Here is a 23,616-nt window from a genome sequence, read left to right as displayed (position 1 = left end):
GAGTCGGCTTCCAGGCTGGATGCTTGCCTGGCATCGCTCCAGTCAGCCACTGACCACTGCCTTTTTCCGCACGGCAATGTCCCTAAAACGACGAAGGGCCGGATGCCTTCGCATCCAGCCCTTCCTCAAGCGTGTCCTGTCGTTGCGACACGCCTTACCGGCGCGCCACCACTGCCAGACTCACATATTCCAGCTTAGCGGCTGCCACCGGCGGTGGTGACGGCGCGCTTTTCCAACGCCTCGCGCAGCTGCGCCGGCGGCAGGTAGCCACCCAGCTGGGTGCCGTCCGGCGCAAAGATCGCCGGGGTGCCGTTGACGCCAAGACGCTGCCCCAGTGTGTATTCCATCGACACCGGGTTCTTGCAGTCCTTGGAATTGACCGGCTGGCCCGACTTGGCCGCCGTCAAGGCCTGCTTGCGGTCGGCCGCGCACCACACGGCGATCATTTCCTTGTGGTCCTGGCTGCCCAGGCCCATGCGCGGGAAGGCCAGATATTCGACCGCGATGCCCTGCTTGTTGAGCTCGCCGATCTCGCTGTGCAGCTTGCGGCAGTAGCCGCATTCCACGTCGGTGAACACGGTCACGGTGTACTTGGGGTTGGCCGGTGCGAACACGATGCGGTCGGCCTTGGGCACGGTGTCCAGCTGCTTGCGGCGGTACGCAAGCAAGCCCGGGCTAGCGGCAAACTGCTTGTTCTGGATGTCGAACGGCTGCGCCTGGATCAGATAACGGCCGTCATCGCTGACGTACAACACCTGCCCACCGACCACCACCTCGCGGAACCCGGGGAACGGCGCGGCGCCGATGTAATCCGGCTTGAAGTCCGGATCCAGTGCCTTGAGGGCGGCGCCGACGCGCTGATCCACATTGCCAGTCGCGGCGGCGGGGGCAGCGGCGGCTGGCTTGGCGCCGGCGGCGCTTGCCGCAGGCTGCGACGATTGTGCGCAGGCGGTAAGGCTGAGCGCGCCCAGCAGCGCGGCGATAGCAAGACGATACATTCACGCATCCAGTGGAATCGGGGTGACTGGATTCTCGCACAGGGCGGATGAAGCCAGGCAGCGGCCGCGACAGTTTGTTCGTTCGCCGGCCGGTGGGTTCGTGGCGCCTCCAGTGCAGACGAGCGGATTGTTGCGCTTGGCACTGCCACGTCAGCGTTTGGCGCATTGAAGCGGGATTGGGTGCGGCGGGATTTCCGGTGAAGGCCGTCGCGCCCAGGTGCGCTCCTACGTGTGTGATCCGGGTGTGCCTTTGCGTGTTGTCCTACGTGTGGTTTGCCACAATCCGTGAGCTGGCCGCCACGCTGGCGAGCAGCATCAGGGGCGGCGTGCGACTGCTCCTGGGGGCGCCAAACCCATGGTCGCGATACGGCAAGGCACGCGCTGGCGATACGTGGCCGATCACCAACGTGGCGCATCGCAATATGCGCGGCACGCTCTATGCTGTGGCGATGTCAGCCAGCAGTCCCGCCGAACGTCGCCAACTCACCCAACAGCTGCCGCCGGTGCAGGCGGCCGATGCCGCCGCCATCGAGCGCTTTCTGGATCGCTTGTGGGCCGAGCAAGGTGTGGCGCGGCAGACGCTGGACAGTTACCGACGCGATCTGGAGGGCTTGGCGCGCTGGCGCGATGGTGCCGGCGGCGGCTTGCTGGGTATCGATCGTTCGGTGTTGTTCGATTACCTGCGCTGGCGGACCGAGGCCAGATATTCGCCGCGCAGCAATGCCCGGCTGTTGTCGACCTTGCGGGCCTTCTACGGCCTGTGCCTGCGCGATGGCGTGCGCAGCGATGACCCCACCGCCCTGCTGGATCCACCCCGATTGCCGCGCTCGCTGCCCAAGGCGCTGACCGAAACCCAGATCGAGGCGTTGCTGGCGGCGCCGGATATCCAGACACCGCTCGGCCTGCGCGACCGCGCCATGCTCGAGTTGATGTACGCCGCCGGGCTGCGCGTTAGCGAGTTGGTCAATCTGCCGGCGGTGGGCGTCAATCTGCGCCAGGGCGTGCTGCGCGTGACCGGCAAGGGCAGCAAGGAACGCTTGGTGCCGCTGGGCGAAGAGTCGCAGCATTGGCTGGAGCGCTATCTGCACGAAGCACGCCCGTTGCTAGCCGATCACAAGGCCGTGGCGGCGGTGGACGGCCAGGTGCCGCTGTTCATCGATGCGGCACGCCAGCCGCCCAGCCGTCAGCACTTCTGGGCCTTGGTCAAACGCTATGCGGCGGTGGCCGGCATCGACCCGGCAACGGTCAGCCCGCACGGCCTGCGGCACAGTTTTGCGACCCACCTGCTCAACCACGGCGCAGACCTGCGCGCGCTGCAGATGCTGCTGGGCCACAGCTCGCTGTCGACCACCCAGATCTACACGTTGGTGGCCAGGCAGCACCTGCAGAAGCTGCACGCCACGCATCACCCGCGCGGTTAGCGAACGTTGCCGGCAGACCCATCGCGCGCGCCCACGACACATCCATCCGCACACATCACACACGTAGGAGCGCACCCGGGCGCGACGCCGTAGCCGAGAAACCCCTCGCACCCAAGGGCGCCCCGAAACCAAGGCGCGACTTGGTAACGCGAGACGTGCCAATCCCCACATCTGCCGAAGAACCTCCACCGCACCGGCAACAGCATCAAAGCCAACTCCAAACCCCGGCCGCAGCGGCTCTGCCGTTACCACAGCCAGCATCGGCCGCCGCGTGTTCGATACGCCGTGCTGCTGGACATCAAGATGCCACGACTGGATGGGCTGGAAGTGTTACTGCACCGCGGCGTTGCCGGATCGCTGGCGCCAGCTATGCTCGCGCCATGACGTCGATCGCCGCATCCGATTCCCCACGCCCAGCCGCCTTGTTGCACTGGCGGCTGCTGTCCATGTGCTACGACGCCTGGCCGGTGCTGGCGCTGTGGATGCTGATTTCCTCAGGCTTCACGCTCGGCTTCACCCTGGCCGGGCATCCCGCACGCGAAAACATCGCACCGTTCAGTGCCTGGCAGTGGCTGCTTTGGCTGTGCTGCTGGGCCGCCGCCGGCGGGTACGCCACGGTGAGCTGGCGACGCGGCGGCCAGACTCTGGGCATGCGTCCGTGGCGGCTACGGTTGGTCGGCCCGCAAGCCTCCTGGCGCGCACTGTGGATCCGCTATGCGGTGGGCACACTATCGCTGGCCCTGGGCGGACTCGGATTCTGGTGGGCGTTGGTCGATCGCGATCGGCTGACCTGGCATGACCGCGCAAGTGGGACGCGGCTGGAGCGCCAACCAGCGCGCTGATGCTAGTTCCCGAATTGGAGATCGATGCTGACCGATCCAACTTCGTTCTGGCCAACGCTCTGGTCATTGGACAGGATTTAACGGCAAAACCTATCGAGTAATCGCATCCCGCCAAAGGATCAGCTTGAGCGCAGCCCGCTCGGCCTGCGCTTCGGAACCGGGCAGACCCAGCTGCTCATCGGCAATGTCGATCAAGGTTTTGCCGATCAGCACATGATCGGCGCCTTGCCACAGCAAGGTACAGATGCCGAGCACATAACCGTCGTACTCATCACGTGCTTCCACAACCCCTGCGATGCCGATCGGATCCCACAGGTAATGCAGCACCTCGCTGACCACGCGTTGAAGCTCCAATTGCTCCAAGCCTGACATAAGAGCCACTTCGGGCCCGGTCAACTACTGCGCCGCCGGAACAACCACGCCGACACGCCCAGCATCACCATCGGGGGCAGTGCGTAGGCGATGCGGTAATCGAGCTTGAGCGCGCCCGCCATACGGCCGAAGAACAGCTGCAGCAGCCAGAAGCCGAGGGCGAACAAGATGCCCAAAAACAGGCGCTTGCCCAGGCCGCCGCTGCGCAGCGAGCCAAACGAGAACGGAATCGCCGCCATGCACAACGCCAACACGTTGAGCGGGTAGAACCAGCGGCTCCAGTACTGATCTTCGTAATCGCGCGCATCCAGTCCGTTGCGGCGACGGTATTCGATGCTTTGCTCCAGCTCGTGCGCCGAGAGATTGCGCGGCTTGGCCAATCCAGCCGCCAGCGCCGCAGGACTCAGTTGCGATTGCCATGGCAGCTCGGGGAAGGTTTCGCGCTGCACCGAACGTTCCTGGAAGGTATCGCGACGCACCTGGCGCAAGGTCCAGCGGCCATCGCGGTGCTCGGCCACGGAGGCGTAGGTCAGCTGTTGCAGCCTGCCGTTGGCATCCAGGTGATACAGCCGCACATCGTGCAGATCGAGCGCGGTGCCGCCGCCGTCGAGCAGCTTTTCTTCGCCGCTGAGCGCGTTGAGGAAGGTGTCGCCTTCGCGTGCCCACAGGCCCGAATAGCGCGAGGACGCCATGCTGTTGTTGTAGCGGGCACTGGCCTTGAGGCTGTCGGCCTGGTTCTGCGCCCATGGCCCAACGGTTTCGCCGCTGATCACCATGCTCGCGGTCAACAGCGCCATCGCTGCCACCACCGAGGCGGACATGCGCTTGCGCGAAACGCCCAGCGCGCGCAAGGCGGTCAATTCGGATGTGGCCGCCAGCTGCCCCAGGCCCATCAGCGCGCCGATCACTGCGGCGGTGGGGAACAAGGTGTAAGCGCGACGCGGCACGGTGTAGGCCACAAAGGCCACCGCGTGACCGAAGCTGTAGCTGCCCTGGCCGATGTTCTTGGCCTCGCTGGCGAAGGCATTGACCAGGTCCAGACCCAGCAGCACCGCCCAGGTCAGCAGCACGGTGAACAACACCACGCGACCGACGTACCAATCATGGACTCGCGGGGTCAGCCTCATGCGGTCGCCCTCGGCCGACGCACGCGGCCATCGCGTGCATACGCCCAGACCGCCACCGCCAGCAGCGGCAGCGTCAGCCACCACAAGCCCAGCGCAGCCGGGGTCTTGCCGTTGGCGATCCACTGGGTGCCGACGATCATCAGATTGGTGCCCACCATGTAGGCCAGGAACGCCAGCATGATCCGGCCGTAGCGCTGCTGGCGTGGCGCGCTGCGCGACAGCGGCAGGGTCAGCAGCGCGAAGGCCAGCGCCAGCAAGGGCGGCGCCAGGCGCTCGTGCAACTGCGCACGCGCAGCCGGACGCTCATCGGACAGCAGCTGCGTGGTCCACATCACTTCCGGGTCGTTGGCGTCGTGGGTCCGGGTGCGATCAGGCAAGGCCACGTCGTTGCTGGCGAACTTCATCAAGCGGTAGTCCAGGGTGTCGCCGGCGGCCGGGCCTTCGATGCGATAGCCGTCCTCCAGACGCAGGTAACGGTCGGTCTTGCCTTCGAAGAACATCGCGCCGCGCTGGGCAGTGACTACATCGATGCGGTCGTCCTTCTGGCGCTGCATGAAGACCTTGCCCAGGCCCTTGCCATCGGCGGAGATGGTGGTCAGGTAGACCACGCCACCGCCGGACAGCGGGGTGAACTTGCCCGACTCCAGGCCAGCCATCAGCACGCTGCGGTTGGCGTCTTCCAGCATGGTTTCGGCAGTGCGGCTGGCCCACGGGCCCAGCCACAGCGAGCACAGCCCGATGATGATCACCACCGGCACCACCAGCATCAGCATGGGCCGCAACATGCGCTTGGGGCCGACGCCAATGGCGGTAATCACCGCCATTTCTGAATCGCGGTACAGCCGCGCCAGCGCCAATAACAGGCCCAGCATCAGCGCTAGCGGCAGGATGATCGGCAGATAGGCCACGAATTGCAGGCCCACCTGAGACAGCAGCAAGCGCGCTGGGATGCGGCCATCGGCGATATTGCCGAGGATATCCACCAGCACACCGCCGACGCTGACGACCAGCAGCACGATCAAGGTGGCCAGGAAGCTCTGGGTGAAATCGCTAAGCAGATATCGATCGAGCTTCGGCATAGGGTGGGCTTGTTTTAAACTCTCGGATTCGTTCGCGGCGCCGCCAGCCTAATCAGGTTGGCGTAAACAGTCCGCGATTGTACGGATTTGCCTACGGAATCTGATCAATGGCCCTGCAATTCACCCTGAACCAAGACGCGCCGGCAAGCGCCGCCGTCGACTGCATCGTGGTTGGCGTGTTCGCCGACAAGACCCTGTCGCCCGCTGCGCAGGCGCTGGACAGCGCCAGCCAGGGCCGCCTGACGGCCCTGGTGACACGCGGCGACGTGGTTGCCAAGACCGGCAGCACCACCCTGGTCCACGACCTGCCCGGCGTGACCGCACCGCGCGTGTTGGTGGTCGGGCTGGGCGAGACCGCCAAGTTCGGCGTGGCGCCCTACCTCAAGGCCATCGGCGATGCGACCCGCGCGCTGAAGACCGGCGCCGTCGGCACCGCCCTGCTCACCCTCACCGAACTGCCGGTCAAGGCCCGCGACGCGGCCTGGAATGTCCGCCAGGCAGTCATCGTCAGCGACCATGCGGCGTATCGCTACACCGCCACGCTGGGCAAGAAGAAAGTCGACGAGACCGGCATGACCACCCTGGCGATCGCCGGCGACGACGCCCGCGCGCTGGCGGTGGGCATTGCGACCGCCGAGGGCGTGGAGTTCGCCCGCGAGCTGGGCAATCTGCCGCCCAACTACTGCACCCCGGCCTACCTGGCCGACACCGCGGCCGCATTTGCCGGCAAGTACGCCGGTGCCGAAGCCGAGATCCTGGACGAGGCGCAGATGGAAGCGCTGGGCATGGGCTCGCTGCTGTCGGTGGCGCGCGGCTCGGCCAACCGCCCGCGCCTGATCGTGCTGAAGTGGAATGGCGGCGGCGACGCGCGCCCGTATGTGCTGGTCGGCAAGGGCATCACCTTCGATACCGGCGGCGTCAATCTCAAGACGCAGGGCGGCATCGAGGAAATGAAGTACGACATGTGCGGTGGCGCCAACGTCATCGGCACCTTCGTGGCCACGGTCAAGGCCGAGCTGCCGATCAATCTGGTGGTGGTGGTGCCGGCGGTGGAAAACGCCATCGACGGCAATGCCTATCGTCCGTCGGACGTGATCACCAGCATGTCCGGCAAGACCATCGAAGTGGGCAATACCGATGCCGAAGGCCGCCTGATCCTGTGCGATGCGCTGACCTACGCCGAGCGCTTCAACCCCGAAGCACTGGTGGACGTGGCCACGCTGACCGGCGCCTGCATGGTGGCCCTGGGCCACCAGACCGCCGGCCTGATGAGCAAGCACGACGACCTGGCCAACGAACTGCTGGCCGCCGGCGAGCATGTGTTCGACCGCGCCTGGCGCCTGCCCTTGTGGGACGAATACCAGGGCCTGCTGGATTCCACCTTTGCCGACGTCTACAACATCGGCGGTCGCTGGGGCGGCGCGATCACCGCGGGCTGCTTCCTGTCGCGCTTCACCGAAAACCAGCGCTGGGCGCATCTGGACATCGCCGGCGTGGCCAGCGACGAAGGCAAGCGCGGCATGGCCACCGGTCGCCCGGTCGGTCTGTTGACGCAGTGGTTGCTGGATCGCGCGGCCTGATGTCGCCGCGCGCCGCGCTGGCCCTGATCGCCGGGTTCACCCTGGCGGACGGGGCCACCTGCGCGCTGCCTGGCTGGACCGGCACTGGCAGCGATCTGCTGCGGTTTGCGCTATTGCTGGCGCTGATCTTTGTCTGGCTGGCGGCCGATAGCCGCCGGCAGGGCTTTCACCGCCCGATGTGGATCAACATCGGGATGGTGCTGGCCTGGCTGGTGTTCATCCCCATCTATCTGTATCGCTCGCGGCCGGTGGGCCGGCGCCTGCGCGCAATGGGCGGGTTCGTCCTGGCGATACTGGCCTCCGGCCTGCTGTTCATGCTCGGCGTGTTTATCGCTGAATCCGTTTTTCCTTACGTTTCGTGACCTTCCCATGCCCCGTGCCGATTTCTACCTGATCGCCAAACCGCGCTTCCTCGACGAACCGCTGCGGCTGGTCTGCGAGCTGGCGCGCAAGGCCAACGACGCCAACCTGTCCACGCTGATCCTGGCGCGCGATGCCGCGCAAGCCGAGGCGCTGGATGACCTGTTGTGGGCGTTCGACGACGAAGCCTATGTGCCGCACCAGATCGCCGGCACCGATGAGGAAGACGAACTGGCGCCGGTGCTGATCGCCACGCCGGAGTTCGCCGCGCCCTCGCGCCCGCTGGTGATCAACCTGCGCGACGACCCGTACCTGGGCGCCTGCGACCGCGTACTGGAAGTGGTGCCCGCCGACCCCGCCGCCCGCGAACCGCTGCGCGAACGCTGGAAACAGTACAAGGCCCTGGGCCTGGAACTGACCAAATACGATATGTGAGTGGGGCGGGGATTGGAGAGTGGGGATTGGTAAAAGCGGATTTTTTGCGCATCCCAATGTTGCACCCAACGACAAATCCCGAATCGCCGATCTTCGCTCCACAACACCACCGCCGACGTTGATGAGTGGATTGCCAGTGATTCTCGCCGGCCCCATGACGCAACCAATCCCGAATCCCGAATCAACGAATCCTCGCCCCACTATGACCACCCTCGCCTCCAGCTACGAACCCTCTTCCTTCGAATCGCGCCTGTACGCGCAATGGGAGGCGGCCGGTTACTTCGTGCCGTCCGGCAAGGGCGAGCCGTACACCGTGTTGCTGCCGCCGCCCAATGTCACCGGCACGCTGCACATGGGCCACGCGTTTCAGCAGACGCTGATGGACGCGCTGGTGCGCTATCACCGCATGCGCGGCTTCGACACGCTGTGGCAGGTGGGCACCGACCACGCCGGCATCGCGACCGAGATGGTGGTGTCGCGCAATCTGGCGCTGGAAGGCAACGGCGAAACGCGCGACTCGCTCGGGCGTGACGGTTTCATCGCCAAGGTGTGGGAATGGAAGGCCGAATCCGGCGACATCATCGAGCGCCAGATGCGTCGCCTGGGCACCTCCAGCGATTGGTCGCGCAGCACCTTCACCATGGACCCGCAACCGTCGGCAGCGGTCAACGAAGCCTTCGTGCGCTGGTACGAGCAGGGCCTGATCTATCGCGGCCAGCGGCTGGTCAACTGGGACCCGGTGCTGAAGACCGCCATCTCCGACCTGGAAGTGGAAAACGTCGAAGAAGACGGTTTTTTGTGGTCGATTCGCTACCCGCTGGCCGATGGCGTGACCTACGAACACGTCGAGCACGACGCCGACGGCAATGAGACCCTGCGCGAAACCCGCGATTACTTGGTGGTGGCCACCACGCGCCCGGAAACCATGCTGGGCGACACCGCGGCGATGGTGCACCCGGACGATACGCGCTATGCCACGCTGCACAACGCACGCATCGTGCTGCCGCTGACCGGCCGGCAAGTGCCGGTGATCACCGACGATTATGTCGACCGCGCCTTCGGTACCGGCGTGGTCAAGGTCACGCCTGCGCATGATTTCAACGATTACCAGGTGGGTGTGCGGCACGACTTGCCGTTGATCAATCTGTTCACCGTCACCGCCACCATCAACGACAACGCACCGGAGCGCTACCGCGGCCTGGATCGCTACGACGCACGCAAGCTGGTGTTGTCGGAGCTGGAAGAGTTGGGCCTGTTGGTCGAAACCAAGCCGCACAAACTGCAGGTACCCCGCGGCGACCGCACCGGTCAGGTGATCGAGCCGTATCTCACCGACCAATGGTTCGTGAAGATGGACGCGCTGGCCAAGCGTGGCCTGGAGCTTGTCGAAAGCGGCCAGATCAAATTCGTGCCGCCGAACTGGATCAACACCTATCGCCACTGGATGGAGAACATCCAGGATTGGTGCATCAGCCGTCAGCTGTGGTGGGGGCATCGCATTCCGGCGTGGTTCGACGACGCAGGCAAGTGCTATGTCGGCCACGACGAAGCCGAGGTGCGTGCGAAACACGGCCTGGGCGCAGAGATCGCGTTGCATCAGGACAGCGATGTGCTGGAAACCTGGTTCTCTTCGCAGCTGTGGCCATTCTCCACGCTGGGCTGGCCGGATGCCGATGCGATGGCCGAGCGCGGTTTCGAGCGCTATCTGCCCTCCAGCGTGCTGGTCACCGGTTTCGACATCATCTTCTTCTGGGTGGCGCGCATGATCATGGCCACCGACAGCTTCACCGGGCAGGTGCCGTTCCGCGATGTCTACATTACCGGCCTGATCCGCGATGCGCAGGGCCAGAAGATGTCCAAGTCCAAGGGCAATGTGCTCGACCCGCTGGACATCATCGACGGCATCAGCATCGAGGACCTGGTCGCCAAGCGCACCACCGGGCTGATGAAGCCCAAGGATGCGCCGAAGATCGAAAAAGCAACGCGTCGCGAATTTCCGGACGGCATCATCGCCCACGGCGCCGACGCACTGCGCTTCACCATCGCCGCACTCGCCACCCACGGCCGTGACATCAAGTTCGACCTGGGCCGCGCCGAGGGTTACAAGAATTTCTGCAACAAGCTGTGGAACGCCACGCGCTTTGTCCTGATGAACACCGAAGGCGCGCGCTTTGCGGGTGTGCCGCAACCGCATACCGAAGCGGAGAAGTGGATTCTGGCGCGGCTGGACAAGGTCACTGCGGAAACGCATTCGCATTACGCCAACTACCGCTTCGACCTGCTGACGCAGTCGTTGTACGAATTCGCCTGGAATGCGTTCTGCGATTGGTTCGTCGAGCTGGCAAAGCCTGCGCTCAACGGGGCCGTGCAGGACAACGACGCTGCCGCCAGCACGCGCCACACCCTGCTGTACGTGCTCGAATCGCTGCTGCGCCTGCTGCACCCGCTCACCCCGTTCGTCACCGAAGAGCTGTGGCAACAGGTCGCTCCGCGCCTGGGCATCACCACCGCGACGATCTCCCTGCAGGCGTTCCCGCAAGTCGGCGACGTGGACACAAGCAGCTACGCCAGCGCAGACGCCGATGTCGAATGGTTGAAGTCGATGGTGTCGGCCTTGCGGCGCGTACGCAGCGAGTTGAACGTGCCGCCCTCAAAGCAGGTGCAGCTGCTGCTGCAGGCCGGCACCGCCGACGACCGCACGCGCGTATCGCGCTTCGCATCGCAGCTGGCGTTCTTGCTCAAGCTCGAAGCCATCGACTGGCTGGACGCCGGCCAGGACACCCCGCCGGCCGCTGCTGCCATCGTGGGCGAACTGACCCTGCTGGTACCGCTGGAAGGCCTGGTCGACATGGAGGCCGAGCGCACCCGTCTGGACAAGGAGATCAAGCGCGTGGAAAGCGAGATCGGCAAGTGCAACGGCAAACTCGGCAATGCCACCTTCGTGCAGAACGCACCGGCGGCGGTCGTTGAGCAAGAGCGTGCGCGCTTGAACGATTGGACTGTGCAATTGACGGGTCTGCGGGAACAACGCGCCAAGATCTGACGCAGTGGAACGTCCAGATGCGCTGCAGCTGCACGGTCACGTGCCGTGCAAACAGCCACCGATTCGACGGCAGCAATTGAGCTGGCACGTATCGCTCAGCTCGATGAAGCACGAACTGCTTTAACGGTGCACACCGACCATCGTGACCGGCCCTTGCCCGCTCACCGTCGCGGGACCTTTGGCGGCATGGATGCCGCCAAAGAGCTTACATGGACGTACTTGCAGCGTGTCCCGCGATGGTGGGCGGGCAAGGGCCCTGCAGCGAACCCGCAGCTCAATCGTCGTAGCCTTGGCTCACTCGCATCCTCCAGCTGACATGAGCGCGGCTCACAGTGTCGGCACGGCATGCTCCAGCTAGTCGAGGGCACGATGCCCTCACCGCTTACGGGACACGCCGTGAATCCGTCCATGGAGGCTCCGTAGCGGCATCCATGCCGCCACAGGGTCCCGCAAGCGGCGAGGACATCGCACCATGACGTTGGTCGGCGCTTGCACGAGGAGCAGTTGCTGCGAGGTCGTGCCAGGGGCTGCTGCGGTTTGCTGCGTTATCACGTTCGACAAGTGTGGCCGCAGAACTGGCGAGATAGAGCTAAAACGCCCCAATGGTCCGCAGAGCGACGTTCTGCAGCGCTCACTCATGCACACCGACCTGCACGGCTGGCCTTTGCCCGCTCACCGTCGCGGGACCTTACGCGGCATGGATGCCGCGTAAGAGCTTACATGGACGTACTTGCAGCGTGTCCCGCGATGGTGCGCAGGCAAGGGCCCTGCAGCGAACCCGCAGACCAGACGCCTTGCGCATCATCCATCTGCAGCAATCGCTTGCAGACGCCAGGAACTACGTAACGGCACCCTGCCTGGTACCACACGCAAGCAGACTCCCCCAAGGACTCGCCGCAAGTTGTTTCGACGCAAGCACCGCATCGGGCATCATGGAGCGATGAAGATCTATCTCGTTGGCGGCGCAGTCCGCGATGCCTTGCTTGGCCAACCCGCCGGCGACCGTGACTGGGTGGTGGTTGGCGCCGACCAGGCGCAGATGCAGGCACAGGGTTTCAAACCGGTGGGCAAGGACTTCCCGGTGTTTCTGCATCCACGCAGCGGCGAGGAATATGCATTGGCTCGCACCGAGCGCAAATCCGGGCGCGGCTACCACGGGTTTGTGGTGGATGCCGATCCGTCGGTGACGCTGGAAGAAGATCTGCTGCGCCGCGACTTCACCATCAACGCGATGGCGCGCGACGAAGACACTGGCACATTGGTCGACCCGTACGGCGGTGCCCGCGATCTGCAAGCGCGCGTGCTGCGCCACGTAGGCCCGGCCTTTGTCGAAGACCCCGTGCGCGTCTTGCGTGCGGCACGCTTCATGGCACGGCTGGCACCGCAGGGTTTCAGCATCGCACCGGACACAGCCGCACTGATGCGCGAGATGGCGGCCAGCGGAGAGCTGGACAGCCTGGTGCCCGAACGTGTGTGGCAGGAACTGCGCCGCGCGCTGACGTGCGCGCAGCCCTCTGCGTTTTTGCGCACGTTGCACGACACCGATGCGCTGCGCGTCATCCTGCCGGAAATCGATGCGCTGTATGGCGTCCCTCAACGTGCCGAATTTCATCCGGAAGTGGATACCGGCATCCATCAGGAAATGGTCAGCGACATGGCTGCGCGGCTGGCACCTGGCGATGCGCTGATCGGCTTTGCCGCGTTGACCCACGACCTGGGCAAGGCGCTGACACCGCCGGACGAATGGCCACGCCATGTGATGCACGAACAGCGCGGCGTTGCGCCGCTGCAGGCGCTGTGCGAACGGCTCAAGGTGCCGCAAGACTATCGCCAGCTCGCCGTCATCGCGTGCCGCGAGCACCTCAACGTGCATCGTCTGGCGGAACTGCGCGACCGCACGCTGCACGAGCTGCTGGTGCGCTGTGATGCATTTCGTCGGCCGGAGCGTATCGCGCAACTGGCGCTGGTCTGCGAGGCCGACAAGCGCGGCAGGCAGGGCAGCGAAGACGCCGCATACCCGCAAGGCGCCGAACTCCAACGCCTGCATGCCGCCGCCCTGGCGATCAACGCACGCGACCTGGCAGCCGAAGGCTTGCAAGGCCCGCAAATCGGCGAGGCCCTGACGAAGGCGCGCATCGCCGCGATTGCGAACGCACGCAACCGCGACAAGCACAGCGGCAGCGAAGAGTCTTCTGCACGCTCTTGATAAGCGGCTGTAGCGTGCAACGCGATAGCCATGCCACTCAAGGGCACTAGCATGCAGCTGTGGCATCGCAGCAGTGCGTCCACACGTGGCCATCTCTATCGAGCAAGATTGTGCGCGGTGTCGTTTACGTTGCTGCGCTGCCCGTCGTCACCGACCTACACGTCATAGATACCCGAGCGTGCCGAATCGTGGCGCCCTGACCACCAAAAGCAACGGAACGCCCTAGAGCGACGGACATCCTGTCGCAAGCGGTCGTCAGCTGGACTGCGCGGCGGAAGCGTAAGGCAGGACGCGAACATGCCAACTCCGAGTACCGACCTGGCCAATCTGGCGGCTGCACTGTGGCTTGCTACCCAGTCGTAGTCGTCTATGTCGGCCAAAGCCTTCCCAACAACGAGCGGCTGCATCGCGCAGCCGCTCGGCATCCATTACATCTTGAAATTCAGGCTCAGCATGAAGGAGCGGCCGTTTTTGTAGATGTAGTAAGGCTGGTTTTTGTTGCCGATGTAGCTGAAGTAGGTTTCGTCCAGCAGGTTGGTGGCTTCCAGCGCCACGCGCAGCCGCTCGGTGGCCTGGTAGCCCAACGAGGCATCCACCTGGGTAAACGCATCGGTCATCTGCTGACCGTTGAGGCGACCAATCTGGGTGAAGTACTCCGAGCGCCAGCCCAGATTGACGCGCGCACTCCACTTGCCCTGCTCGTAGTACGGGCTGATGTTGTAGGCGTTGCGCGAGTTGTACGGCAGGCTGTAATCGCCGTCGGTGTTGGAATCGGAGTACGTGTAATTGGCGACCAGACCGAAACCATTGCCGAAGTTGTGCTGCAGATTGAGCGCCACGCCCTGCACCTTGGCGTCGCCGGCATTGGTCGGCACCGAGGTCTGATACGTACCCGACCCGCCGGTGGCGTTATTGAAGAACACGCGGTCCTGCACCGTGGTCAGGATGTAGTTGGAGATATCGCGCGAGAAGAACTCGCCGCTGAGCAAGCTGCTGTCGGAGAAGTACCACTCCACCGACGCACCGAGATTGGTCGACTCGTAAGGACTCAATCCGGGGTTGCCGGTGGACGCGGTCAACGTGGTGTCGTCGGTGGCAACGTACGGCGTCATGTTGGTGTAGCGCGGCCGTGCGATGACCTTGGAGGCGGCAAAGCGCAGCATCAAATCATCGCGCAGGTCGTAGGCGATATTGAAGGCCGGCAACCACTTGCCATAACTGCTGAGGAAATTCACCGGCGTGTAGCTGCCGCCCGGCGCATAGCTGAAACCATCGGTGGAATCGCGCGTATGCACATAGCGCACGCCGATGTTGCCGCGATAGCGCTCGCCCGAGAAGTTGGCCTGCAGGAACCAGGCGCGATTCTGTTCTTCGATGCTGTAGTTGCCGGCGTAGCTGATCGGCAAACCGTCATCGCCCTCCAGGCCACCGATGTACTGACCGATGGCACCGCGATTGATGGTGGACCAGCGCTGCATGTCGGCGCTGGTCGACAGTCCGTCCAGATAACCGGAGGGCGTGGTGCCCGGCGAGAAATCCGCCAGTGTGCTGCCATCGTTCGGAGCCCAGGTGCGGCTGTAGGACGACTGCCCGGTAGCATGATTGGTGAGCTTGATGCCGGTCATGATCTGCGTAAACGGGCCCCACTCCACCGCATGGTCGAAGTCCAGCTGCAGGTAACGCTCCTTGTCGTACTGCGGGCTATGGCTGGCCGAGGCGTTATTGAGCTGCATCGCCGCCGCATTGGTGGGGTCGGTGCTGTAGTCCATCGCGGTGCGACGCCCGTCGATGTTGTAGCTGTAGCCGGCAAGATTGCGGAACTGGATGCCGTAGATGCGCTCGGCACCGCCTTGCGAGCTGGTGTAGCCAACCTGGCTCGATGCATTCCAGCCATCGCCATGCCAGTCGGCACGCAAGTGGATGCTGCCGGTGGTGACGTCGCTGTTACGCAGATAACCGTCGAGGAACGTGGTGGACTGATCGCCGAAGGTACCCGAGGTGGCCACGCCGTTTTCGAAGCCCAATGCCTGCGCGTCGCCAGGATTGGAACCCCAATAGCCGTAACGGCTCTGGTTGTAGTTGTCGAAACTTTCCTTGACGTACAGACCGGTCAGATTGAGCTCGAAGTCGGCGTCGGGTTTCCACTGCAGCGCTGCACTGATGCCATCGCGTTTGCGCGTCTGCTGAAACAACGCAGTGTTGATCGAGGTGGGAAACACGCCGGTGTTGTTGCCGACGACTGCAGGCGGAAATGCCGCGCCGGCGACATTGTCGTAACCGAAGATTTCCACACCATCGCGGCGCAGCACGCGCTGGGAATGCATCACCGAGGTGAGCACACCCAGGGTTTCGTCCTGGTTCTTCCAGCTGTACAGCGCCGATGCGTTGGGCTTGCCTTCCTCGGACCGGTCGTTGTAACCGTAGCTCACCGTGCCGGTCAGCGTATTGCGCTCCAGATCCAGCGGTTTGCGCGTATGTACGATCACCGTGCCGCCAATGGACCCTTCGTCGATACGCGCTTCCGGCGTCTTGTAGACCTCCATCAGGCCGACCACTTCTGGCGCGAGCGTGCTGTAGTTGAACGAGCGGCTGTCCGGGTCGTTGGGGTCGCCGCCCCAGCTTGTCGATGCGATGGTCTGGCCATTGAGCAGCACACGATTGAGTGCCGGGTCGGTACCAAGGATGCTGACCTTTTCGCCTTCGCCGAACTGGCGGTCCACGGTGATGCCAGACAACCGCGACAGCGACTCGGCGACGTTGGTGTCCGGGAACTTGCCGATGTCTTCGGCGCTGATCGCATCGACGATCGCATCGGCATTGCGCTTGACGTTGAGCGCCTTGCCCAGGCTGGCCTGGTAGCCCACCACCTTGATTTCGTCCAGGGTGGAAACCGAAGGATTGGTTGGCGCCTGTTCTTGCGATGGCGCAGCGACGGGCTGTTGTTGTGCGGGCGCAGGTTCGGATTGTTGCTGCGCGAAAGCGGGAAGCGCCAGTACGCCACTCATTGCGGCGCCACCAATCAGCAAGCCGCGCACCGCCGCGCTCAATCGCGCGCGTTGCGGCCAATGCCTGGCTGCAGCAGCACTCAAGGAAGCACTATGCGACTGCGCTGAATTGGCTTCAACAGCTTTCAAAAAACGCGAGTTGGAAGGGGCCTGCGACGCTGCGCAGAGATGATGGCGCACGTGGATTGACTGCGCGGCGGGTTGGCTTGTTGCGGAAACAGACAACGGGAACAGACGGGGAAACAGCATTACATTGACCTCGTGGCAGATACATCAGGTCGCAACCGATGGGTTGCACTAAGAGCAATTACCAAAACTACTGCGCTCACCGCCAGGCGGGCATGGCCGTGCTCGGAATCCTCATGTACCACTCGTACACTCCGGTTCCTGCGCGCCGTCCGCAACCACCTGACGACTGCTCGCTACGTTTTTTAGCCGCACTAAAGCGCGCTGCGCGCGCCATGCTGCGGTCCGTCCCCTGTGCCGGATCGCGAGCGGCGATCCGCGCGGCTTTATACAGCGCACGGATCGAAAGGCCAGGCCGATGCACGGCTGGCCACAGTGATGTGATCGAGTGAAACAGGCTCCTGTTCGCTGACAACGTTATCAGCGAAGGTGCCTTCCGCAAGTTGCACTGTCAACTTGCTGCGAACTGCGTCTGCTTTTATGCGGAATGCATTACGACTGACGCAGATAATGGAATGACTGCGTGACCGCAATCTCACTCTTGCTGATGCGCATGCAGACCACTGCGCCTTGCACTCAGATGCTGCAAGGCTGCGCAGCGAAATGTTGCGACGCAGAGTGTGATGTCTCTGCGGTGTGGTGTAGGCGTACGGCCGTCATGCAAAACGCGATGCGGTGCGGTGCGATGCGATGGGCCTTGCATCCAACATGCAAGGCTTGCGCGCGATTGAACTGCCGGTGGATTGCTGCGTCAGTGCGACGCTGCCGAACGCACGCGAGCTCCGCATGGTGTAACGCGATGCGCCGTTTGACCTTGCATATGACATCTCAATCAATGCATCGCATGTGGATTGGGATCAGCAGCGCCGTTGCCTCTGCGCACTTCATAGCGTCTGTGTGTATCGCTGTATGCGATGCCAGCGCGTGCGGCGTCACTGGCGTATCTGCGCGCCCAGCACTCCGTCCGGCTGCAAAGCCTACAACGCGCTGTCCGTTGCGACCCTGCGAACGGCACTGCGCTTTGAACCGCAGCGCACAGACACTCACCTTTAGAGCAGCTGACAAACCTACCAGGCTCACCGCTAGGCGGCGTGGACGGTGCCCGGTGCGGCATGTATCACGCATCCACTCCGATTCTGAGCGCGTCGTCCACACCCAGCTGACCGCTGCTCGCTACGTTCTGTTAGCCGCTCTTAGTCTGTTAGCCGCTCTTAGACTGAGACTGAAAACTTCGGCTGCGCTCGCACGACTGCGAGCGCAGCCGCTTTCTTTGCCACAACGGCGCGTGATCGACGCGCTGTAGCGCGTGCTCCGGCTCCCTCAGTCGCGCTGCCCGCCAACCCAGGTGCCCAGCACTTGCACGTTCGCATCCACCAGCACCAGGTCGGCCTGGTAGCCGGGTGCGATGCGTCCCAGGCGGTCGCCCAGGCCGATGCATTGCGCGGGATAGGTCGAAGCCATGCGCGCGGCTTCGGCCAGATCCACGCCCAGCCACTGCACGCTGTTGCGCACGGCGGTGGCCATGTCCAGGGCGGAGCCGGCGAGTGCGCCGTCGGCGTTGCGCACAACGCCATCCACGGCGGTGATGGTTTCGCCGTACAGATCGAAGCTGGGGCTGTCGGCGCCGACCATCGGCATGGCGTCGGTGACCAGCAGCACCTTGCCACGCGGTTTGGCTGCCAGCACCACGCGCAGGCTGGCCGGGTGCACGTGCACGCCATCGACGATGACGCCGCACCACACCTGCGGGTCTTCCAGTGCGGCACCGACGGCGTTGGGCTCGCGACCGGCCAGTTGCGACATGGCGTTGTAGACGTGCGTAAAGCCGCTCACGCCGGCAGCAATGCCATCGCGCGCCTGCTCGTAGTTGGCCGCAGTGTGGCCGGCGAATACGATCGCACCACCGGTCACGAACGCGCGGATGTCATCCAGCGGCACGCGCTCGGGCGCGAGCGTGATCAGGGTGACGCCATTGTCCAGCGAGGTGTCGACAGCAATTTCGTGCGCGTCCGGCAGACGAAATTTGTGCGCGTCGTGGGTGCCCTTGCGCGCGGGGCTCAGGTACGGGCCTTCCAGATGGATGCCGAGCACGCCGGGCACGCCTTGTGCGATGGCCGCACGGGTGGCGTCAATCGCTTCGGCCATCACCTGCGCGGTATCGCTGATCAGCGTCGGCAGCATGCCGGTGGTGCCGAAGCGGCGATGCGCCGCGGCAATCTTGGCCAGTGCCTGCGGGTCGCGTGCGTTGTTGAACAACACCCCGCCGCCGCCATTGACCTGGATGTCGATGAAGCCCGGCAACAAGGTGGCGCCGCCCAACTCCACGCGCGTGTGCGCCTGTGCAACGCGCACGTCGTCGGCCGGCACGACCGCCTGGATCTGCGCACCATCCAGCAGCACGACCAGGCCCTCTTGCAGGCCGTCATCGGTGAGTACGCGTGCGTTGCACAATGCCTGAGTGCGGGAAGCATCCATGTTCAAACGGTTTCCGTAACCTTGTTCAAATGCGGCGGTAAATCGGGATTGTGGCCACGCTGCAGCGCCAGCGCATTGATGGCGCGATAGAAGCTCTGCACGGTCAGCAGCGGCGCGCACGCCGGGTGTGCGGCATCGGCAAGCGGCAGATCGCCATCGGGCGCAGCCAGCCACACCTGCGCGCCACGCGCACGGAATTCTTCGGCCAGTGCACGCGTACCGGCACCGGTTTCGTCGGGCTGCGCAAAGACCAGCACCGGAAAGCCCGGGCCGACCAAGGCCATCGGCCCGTGTTTGACCTCGGCCGAGCTATAGGCTTCGGCATGCAGGCCGCAGGTTTCCTTGAACTTCAATGCCGCTTCCTGTGCCGCGCCCAGGCCCAGGCCGCGGCCGAGCACGAACAGGTTGTGTGCAGGCGTCAAACCGGTAGTCAGTGCAGACCAATCGGCCTGCCAGGCGCTGCGCAGTTGTTGCGGCAACGCGTCCACTGCGGCGAGCAAGGCCGGGTCGTTCTTCCACACTGCGCCCAGGTGCAGCACTGCAGCGAGCGAGGCGAGGTAGCTCTTGGTGGCGGCGACACTTTTTTCCGGGCCGGCACCGAGCGGAATCACCACATCGGCCAGCTGCGCCAGCGGCGAATCTTCCACATTGACCAGGGCCACCACGCGCGCACCGGCGGCCTTGGCGGCTTCGGCATTGCGCAGCAGGTCGGGGCTTTTTCCCGATTGCGAAATCACGATATACAGCGCGCCACGCAGTTGCAGCGGCGCGGCGTACACCGAGCCCACCGATGGCGATGCCGAGGCAGTGACGATGCCCAGCTGCGTCTCGAACAGATACTTGGCATACGTCGCGGCGTGATCGGAGCTGCCGCGCGCGCAGGTCACCACGAACGGCGGCGGGTTGTCGCGCAACGACTGCGCAAGCGCAGCGATGGTGTCGGCGTTACGCGCGAACTGTGCGGCGACCACGTCGGCGGTTTGCGCCGCCTCGCGGAACATCAGGGTGTCGGTTTCCTGGGGGAGAGTCATCGGTACTCAGGCGGATTCGGGGGGAAGGGATTTGGCGGCCGGTGTCTGCGCCGGTGCGGTGGAACCGCGCACCACCAGCTGTGGCACGAAGCCGCGGTTCTGCAATTGCGCCGGCTGGTCGTCATAGGCATCGCTGCGCAGCTGGCTGATCAACAAGCGTGCGGCGTGCCGCGCGATGTCTTCGGTGGCCTGCTTTGCGGTGGTCAACGCCGGCCAGGACTGCCGCGAGAACGGGCTGTCTTCGAAGCCGGCGATCGACAACTGATACGGCACATTCATGCCGGTGGACTTGGCCGCGGCCAGCACGCCGGCGGCGATTTCGTCATTGCTGCCGAAGATCGCAGTCGGCGGCTCGCGCAGCGACAGCAACCGGCGCGCACCACGGAAGCCATCGTCGAAGGTGTAATCGCCGGGAATCACCAGGTGCTTGTCCAGCGGGATGCCGTAGTCCTTCAACGCCGCTTCGTAGCCGGCGTAGCGCTCGCCGCTGGAGCGATGCTGCGGGCCACCCCACAAAAAGCCGATGCGTTGATGACCAAGCTGGATCAGATGCTCGGTGATTTCATATGCGGCATCGCGGTCGTCGATATACACGCACGGGCCGTCGCCGGGATCTTCGGTGGACGCGATGATGCGCACGCTCTTGATGCCGCGCGCGGCCAGGCCGGCGAGCAGTTCGGGACGTTCGGACATCGGCGCAGTCAACACCACCCCGGCCAGACGCGAGCGCTGCACCCATTCGGCCAGTTCTTCGGCCAGCAACGGCGAAGTGGAATCGCAGGGATGGATCTGCAGGCCGAAGCCGGTTTCGCGGCAGGCGGCCAGCACGCCGTTCTGGATGCCGATGATGTGGTACGGGTTGGGGTTGTCGTAGACCAGGCCGATCACGAACGGCGTGCCGCTACGCAGATTGCGTGCGGACGGATCGGGTTCGTAATCGAGATCAGCGATGGCGCGCAGCACGCGCGCACGCGTGGCCTGCATCACCGATGGCTCGTTGTTGATCACCCGCGACACGGTCTTCAACGAGACCTTGGCGCGCTCGGCGACGTCTTTGATAGTGGGCCTGCGCATGAAAGTGCCTTGTTCGTCGGAACGCATCATGCCGCGTCGCTCACTTAGCCTGGGCCGGCAGGCCCACGCGATGACCGCGCAGCGAATAAAACAGGATGTACAGATAGCACGGCACCATCAGCGCAGCGAACACGCCCTGGAAGTCGTAATGCTGCTTGAGAATGGCGAACAGCTGCGGAATGATCGCGCCGCCGGCAATGCCCATCACCAGCAGCGCCGAGCCGATCTCGGTAAAGCGGCCGAGCCCGCGAATGGCCAGCGGAAAGATCGCCGGCCACATCATGGCGTTGGCGAATCCGAGTGCAGCCACGAAGGCCACCGACACATAGCCATGGGTGAACAACGCACCCAGCGAGAACACCACACCCAGCACCGCCGAGATGCTCAGGTAACGCGCCTGCGAAATGACTGCCGGGATCAATACCAGGCCAGCGATGTAGCCCAGCAGCATCGCGCCCAGCGTGTAGGAGGTGAACAGCTTGGTGCTGTCCAGCGGCAGGTTGAAGCCATGCCCGTAGGTGCCGATGGCATCGCCGGCCATCACTTCCACGCCCACATAAACGAACAGGCACAGCACGCCCAGCCACAGATGCGGGAACTGGAAGATGCTGGATTTCTGCACGCCGGCAGCGCCGGGCGTTGCGTTGGCTTCGGAGGCCTTGAGTTCCGGCAACGGCGAGAACAGCACGCCGATGGCCAGCACCAACAGCACGCCGGACATCACCAGATACGGTGCGTGGATCTTGGCGGCAAACGCAGTGAGCAAGGTTTCCTTGGTCGCGGCATCGGCGCTGGCCACCTGTGCGGACAGATCGCCGATCCCGTGCAGCACCAGCGAGCCGATCAGGATCGGCGCCAGGATGCCGGCGATCTTGTTGCAGATGCCCATCAGCGCGATGCGGCGTGCGGCGCTTTCGATCGGCCCCAGGATGCTGATGTAGGGGTTGATCGCAGTCTGTAGCAAGGCCAGGCCGCTACCGATCACGAACAGCCCGCCCAGTGCGCCCGGATACCAACGCTGAGTGGCGAACTGGCCGAATGCGGCCGCGCCCACTGCCATCACCACCAGGCTCAAGGCCAGGCCTTTCTTCATGCCGGTGCGCTTGAGAATCCACGACGACGGCAGCGCCAGAAAAAAGTACGACAGGTAGAACACCATCAGCACCAGGAACGCGTTGACCTCGTTGAGGTCGAACGCCAGCCGCACGAAGGTGATCAGCGGCCCGTTGATCCAGGTGAAAAAGCCGATGATGAAAAACAGCACGCCGACGATGGCGATCGAGACAACGGGATTTGCGGGCCTGGCGGTAGTCATGGATCGGCTGGCTCTGAGGTTGTCGTAAGGAATGCCGTTAGCGTCAGCGGCGCAGTTCGGCGACGAAGTCGTAGAAGTCGTTATGGCAATAGGTATCGGTCAATTCGATTGCGCTGCCGTCGCGGGTGTAGCCCACGCGCACCACGTGCAGAATCGCCTCGCCGGTTTTCATGCGCAGATGTTCGGCCAGACGCGCCGGCAGATTGATCGCGCGGAAGTACTGCAATGCCCGCACCACCGGGGTGCCCTGCGCATCCAGATAGCTGTAGAGCGAATCGCCCACCTGCTGCGGGTCGGCGACGATACGCTGCGGCAACACCGCATGCTCGTAGGCCATGACGCGGTCGTCGGCGCTGCGCAAGCGCGTCAGCGAGGCCACCGCCGCATCCGGCGACAAGCCCAGCCGCAGGATTTCTTCGCCATGCGCCGGGCGCAGACGCCGCTCCAGCCAGCGCGTGCCGGGCTCATAGCCCTTGATGCGCAGCGTTTCGCTGAAACTGGTCAGACCACTGAGTTGGTGCTGGATCTGGGTGGTGACAAAGGTGCCGGCCCCCTGGCGACGCGAGACCAGGCCTTGTTCGACCAGCACATCGACCGCCTGCCGCAGGGTGACCCGCGAGATCTGCAGGCGCTCGCACAGCTGGCGCTCGGCCGGCAGCGCTTCGCCGGCCTTCCACTGACCGCCACGGATCGCATCGGTGAGCTTGCCGGCCAGCTGCAGATACAGCGGGGTTGGCGCGGACGCGTCCAGGTGCAGGTCGTCCAGTCGCTTGTCGGCGTCCGCCTTGGCCTTGACCATCGTTAGTCCCGCCCGCCCGAATTCGATAGGTCCAATATAGTACCAATCGACGGCGACGCACCAGCCCTGTGCTGTGTCGGCGCGAGTGGACTGGTCTGGCGGGCGTTGGGGTGGCCTGCCGGTGTATCTGCGGATTGGCCGATGAATGTCGGCGCGGCGCGGACTGGTCCGCATCGGACGGGGCGTCCTATCGGCAGCGGCCCTGGCAAGGCGCGGTGGCGACCGGCCGATCTGTGGCCGGGTAGATCAGACCAATTTCGTCGGTGCC

General features: G+C 64.4%; 17 protein-coding genes and 2 other RNA genes. 9 read left to right on the top strand and 10 right to left on the bottom strand.

Annotated features, from left to right (window positions below):
* Positions 1-194 precede the first annotated feature (194 nt).
* Positions 195-998: a DsbC family protein gene (locus tag RQH86_RS14770; RefSeq protein WP_311238942.1), complete on the bottom strand. Its 804-nt coding sequence runs from the start codon at positions 996-998 to the stop codon at positions 195-197.
* A gap of 449 nt (positions 999-1,447) precedes the next feature.
* Between RQH86_RS14770 and xerD the strand changes: the two genes are divergently transcribed.
* Together xerD and RQH86_RS14760 are read left to right on the top strand one after the other, a co-directional pair.
* Positions 1,448-2,419 carry a site-specific tyrosine recombinase XerD gene (gene xerD, locus RQH86_RS14765; RefSeq protein WP_055851414.1) on the top strand — a complete coding sequence of 324 codons (972 nt, stop codon included), beginning with the start codon at positions 1,448-1,450 and terminating at the stop codon, positions 2,417-2,419.
* 380 nt (positions 2,420-2,799) lie between these two features.
* Positions 2,800-3,261, top strand: a complete 462-nt coding sequence (locus RQH86_RS14760) for an RDD family protein (protein WP_311238943.1) — start codon at positions 2,800-2,802, stop codon at positions 3,259-3,261.
* 90 nt (positions 3,262-3,351) lie between these two features.
* Here RQH86_RS14760 and RQH86_RS14755 read toward each other — a convergent pair whose 3' ends face one another.
* Genes RQH86_RS14755 through lptF form a run of 3 tightly spaced genes read right to left on the bottom strand, consistent with a single transcriptional unit; the run spans position 3,352 to position 5,839 of the window.
* A complete protein-coding gene (locus tag RQH86_RS14755; RefSeq protein WP_311238944.1) occupies positions 3,352-3,657 on the bottom strand; it encodes a hypothetical protein in 306 nt (101 codons plus the stop codon).
* On the bottom strand, positions 3,654-4,760 hold the full coding sequence (gene lptG, locus RQH86_RS14750) for an LPS export ABC transporter permease LptG (protein ID WP_115561269.1): 1,107 nt from the start codon (positions 4,758-4,760) through the stop codon (positions 3,654-3,656). Before lptG ends, RQH86_RS14755 begins: the two co-directional genes overlap by 4 nt.
* Positions 4,757-5,839, bottom strand: coding sequence for an LPS export ABC transporter permease LptF (lptF, locus tag RQH86_RS14745; RefSeq protein WP_311238945.1), 1,083 nt, complete (start codon positions 5,837-5,839; stop codon positions 4,757-4,759). The genes lptG and lptF overlap by 4 nt, the downstream gene beginning before the upstream one ends.
* Positions 5,840-5,946: 107 nt before the next feature.
* Between lptF and RQH86_RS14740 the strand changes: the two genes are divergently transcribed.
* The 5 genes from RQH86_RS14740 (at position 5,947) to RQH86_RS14720 (ending at position 13,463) form a co-directional block, all read left to right on the top strand.
* Entirely contained in the window at positions 5,947-7,419 is a 1,473-nt protein-coding gene (locus RQH86_RS14740; protein ID WP_311238946.1) for a leucyl aminopeptidase, read from the top strand.
* Positions 7,419-7,781: a hypothetical protein gene (locus tag RQH86_RS14735; RefSeq protein WP_115527059.1), complete on the top strand. Its 363-nt coding sequence runs from the start codon at positions 7,419-7,421 to the stop codon at positions 7,779-7,781. The genes RQH86_RS14740 and RQH86_RS14735 overlap by 1 nt, the downstream gene beginning before the upstream one ends.
* Before the next feature lie 7 nt (positions 7,782-7,788).
* The gene (locus tag RQH86_RS14730) at positions 7,789-8,214 is read left to right on the top strand and encodes a DNA polymerase III subunit chi (protein ID WP_005995970.1); all 426 of its coding nucleotides are present in this window, start codon (positions 7,789-7,791) and stop codon (positions 8,212-8,214) included.
* Positions 8,215-8,416: 202 nt separating this feature from the next.
* Positions 8,417-11,257 (top strand): valine--tRNA ligase, encoded by a 2,841-nt coding sequence (locus tag RQH86_RS14725; protein ID WP_311238947.1) that lies wholly within the window; start codon positions 8,417-8,419, stop codon positions 11,255-11,257.
* Between the two features lie 940 nt (positions 11,258-12,197).
* A complete protein-coding gene (locus RQH86_RS14720) occupies positions 12,198-13,463 on the top strand; it encodes a multifunctional CCA addition/repair protein (RefSeq protein WP_311238948.1) in 1,266 nt (421 codons plus the stop codon).
* 428 nt (positions 13,464-13,891) lie between these two features.
* Here RQH86_RS14720 and RQH86_RS14715 read toward each other — a convergent pair whose 3' ends face one another.
* The gene (locus tag RQH86_RS14715) at positions 13,892-16,468 is read right to left on the bottom strand and encodes a TonB-dependent receptor (protein WP_311238991.1); all 2,577 of its coding nucleotides are present in this window, start codon (positions 16,466-16,468) and stop codon (positions 13,892-13,894) included.
* Between the two features lie 362 nt (positions 16,469-16,830).
* On the opposite strand from RQH86_RS14715, the gene RQH86_RS14710 reads away from it, so the two are divergent.
* Positions 16,831-16,905: non-coding RNA, sX9 sRNA (locus tag RQH86_RS14710), on the top strand.
* 861 nt (positions 16,906-17,766) lie between these two features.
* Positions 17,767-17,843, top strand: a non-coding RNA gene (locus tag RQH86_RS14705) — sX9 sRNA.
* Between the two features lie 131 nt (positions 17,844-17,974).
* On the opposite strand, the gene nagA is transcribed toward RQH86_RS14705, so the two are convergent.
* Genes nagA through RQH86_RS14680 form a run of 5 tightly spaced genes read right to left on the bottom strand, consistent with a single transcriptional unit; the run spans position 17,975 to position 23,315 of the window.
* Positions 17,975-19,129: an N-acetylglucosamine-6-phosphate deacetylase gene (gene nagA / locus RQH86_RS14700; protein ID WP_311238949.1), complete on the bottom strand. Its 1,155-nt coding sequence runs from the start codon at positions 19,127-19,129 to the stop codon at positions 17,975-17,977.
* Positions 19,130-19,131: 2 nt separating this feature from the next.
* The gene (locus RQH86_RS14695; protein WP_055850722.1) at positions 19,132-20,160 is read right to left on the bottom strand and encodes an SIS domain-containing protein; all 1,029 of its coding nucleotides are present in this window, start codon (positions 20,158-20,160) and stop codon (positions 19,132-19,134) included.
* A 6-nt stretch (positions 20,161-20,166) separates the two neighbouring features.
* Positions 20,167-21,234: a LacI family DNA-binding transcriptional regulator gene (locus RQH86_RS14690; protein ID WP_055851407.1), complete on the bottom strand. Its 1,068-nt coding sequence runs from the start codon at positions 21,232-21,234 to the stop codon at positions 20,167-20,169.
* Between the two features lie 40 nt (positions 21,235-21,274).
* Positions 21,275-22,549 (bottom strand): sugar MFS transporter, encoded by a 1,275-nt coding sequence (locus tag RQH86_RS14685; protein WP_055850720.1) that lies wholly within the window; start codon positions 22,547-22,549, stop codon positions 21,275-21,277.
* Positions 22,550-22,592: 43 nt separating this feature from the next.
* The gene (locus RQH86_RS14680) at positions 22,593-23,315 is read right to left on the bottom strand and encodes a GntR family transcriptional regulator (protein WP_181113212.1); all 723 of its coding nucleotides are present in this window, start codon (positions 23,313-23,315) and stop codon (positions 22,593-22,595) included.
* Between the last annotated feature and the right edge of the window lie 301 nt (positions 23,316-23,616).

The organism is Xanthomonas sp. WCS2018Noco2-27 (assembly GCF_031843525.1).
Lineage (GTDB): Bacteria > Pseudomonadota > Gammaproteobacteria > Xanthomonadales > Xanthomonadaceae > Xanthomonas.
The sequence above is the reverse complement of the archived record's forward strand: the minus strand, read 5'-3'. Positions and strand labels throughout refer to the sequence as shown.

Excerpts from the sequence above, each read along its gene's own strand:
- RQH86_RS14770 (WP_311238942.1), bottom strand. The coding sequence starts at position 998 with ATGTATCGTCTTGCTATCGCCGCGCTGCTGGGCGCGCTCAGCCTTACC.
- xerD (WP_055851414.1), top strand. The coding sequence starts at position 1,448 with ATGTCAGCCAGCAGTCCCGCCGAACGTCGCCAACTCACCCAACAGCTG.
- RQH86_RS14760 (WP_311238943.1), top strand. The coding sequence starts at position 2,800 with ATGACGTCGATCGCCGCATCCGATTCCCCACGCCCAGCCGCCTTGTTG.
- lptG (WP_115561269.1), bottom strand. The coding sequence starts at position 4,760 with ATGAGGCTGACCCCGCGAGTCCATGATTGGTACGTCGGTCGCGTGGTG.
- lptF (WP_311238945.1), bottom strand. The coding sequence starts at position 5,839 with ATGCCGAAGCTCGATCGATATCTGCTTAGCGATTTCACCCAGAGCTTC.
- RQH86_RS14740 (WP_311238946.1), top strand. The coding sequence starts at position 5,947 with ATGGCCCTGCAATTCACCCTGAACCAAGACGCGCCGGCAAGCGCCGCC.
- RQH86_RS14735 (WP_115527059.1), top strand. The coding sequence starts at position 7,419 with ATGTCGCCGCGCGCCGCGCTGGCCCTGATCGCCGGGTTCACCCTGGCG.
- RQH86_RS14730 (WP_005995970.1), top strand. The coding sequence starts at position 7,789 with ATGCCCCGTGCCGATTTCTACCTGATCGCCAAACCGCGCTTCCTCGAC.
- RQH86_RS14725 (WP_311238947.1), top strand. The coding sequence starts at position 8,417 with ATGACCACCCTCGCCTCCAGCTACGAACCCTCTTCCTTCGAATCGCGC.
- RQH86_RS14720 (WP_311238948.1), top strand. The coding sequence starts at position 12,198 with ATGAAGATCTATCTCGTTGGCGGCGCAGTCCGCGATGCCTTGCTTGGC.
- RQH86_RS14715 (WP_311238991.1), bottom strand. The coding sequence starts at position 16,468 with ATGAGTGGCGTACTGGCGCTTCCCGCTTTCGCGCAGCAACAATCCGAA.
- nagA (WP_311238949.1), bottom strand. The coding sequence starts at position 19,129 with ATGGATGCTTCCCGCACTCAGGCATTGTGCAACGCACGCGTACTCACC.
- RQH86_RS14695 (WP_055850722.1), bottom strand. The coding sequence starts at position 20,160 with ATGACTCTCCCCCAGGAAACCGACACCCTGATGTTCCGCGAGGCGGCG.
- RQH86_RS14690 (WP_055851407.1), bottom strand. The coding sequence starts at position 21,234 with ATGCGCAGGCCCACTATCAAAGACGTCGCCGAGCGCGCCAAGGTCTCG.
- RQH86_RS14685 (WP_055850720.1), bottom strand. The coding sequence starts at position 22,549 with ATGACTACCGCCAGGCCCGCAAATCCCGTTGTCTCGATCGCCATCGTC.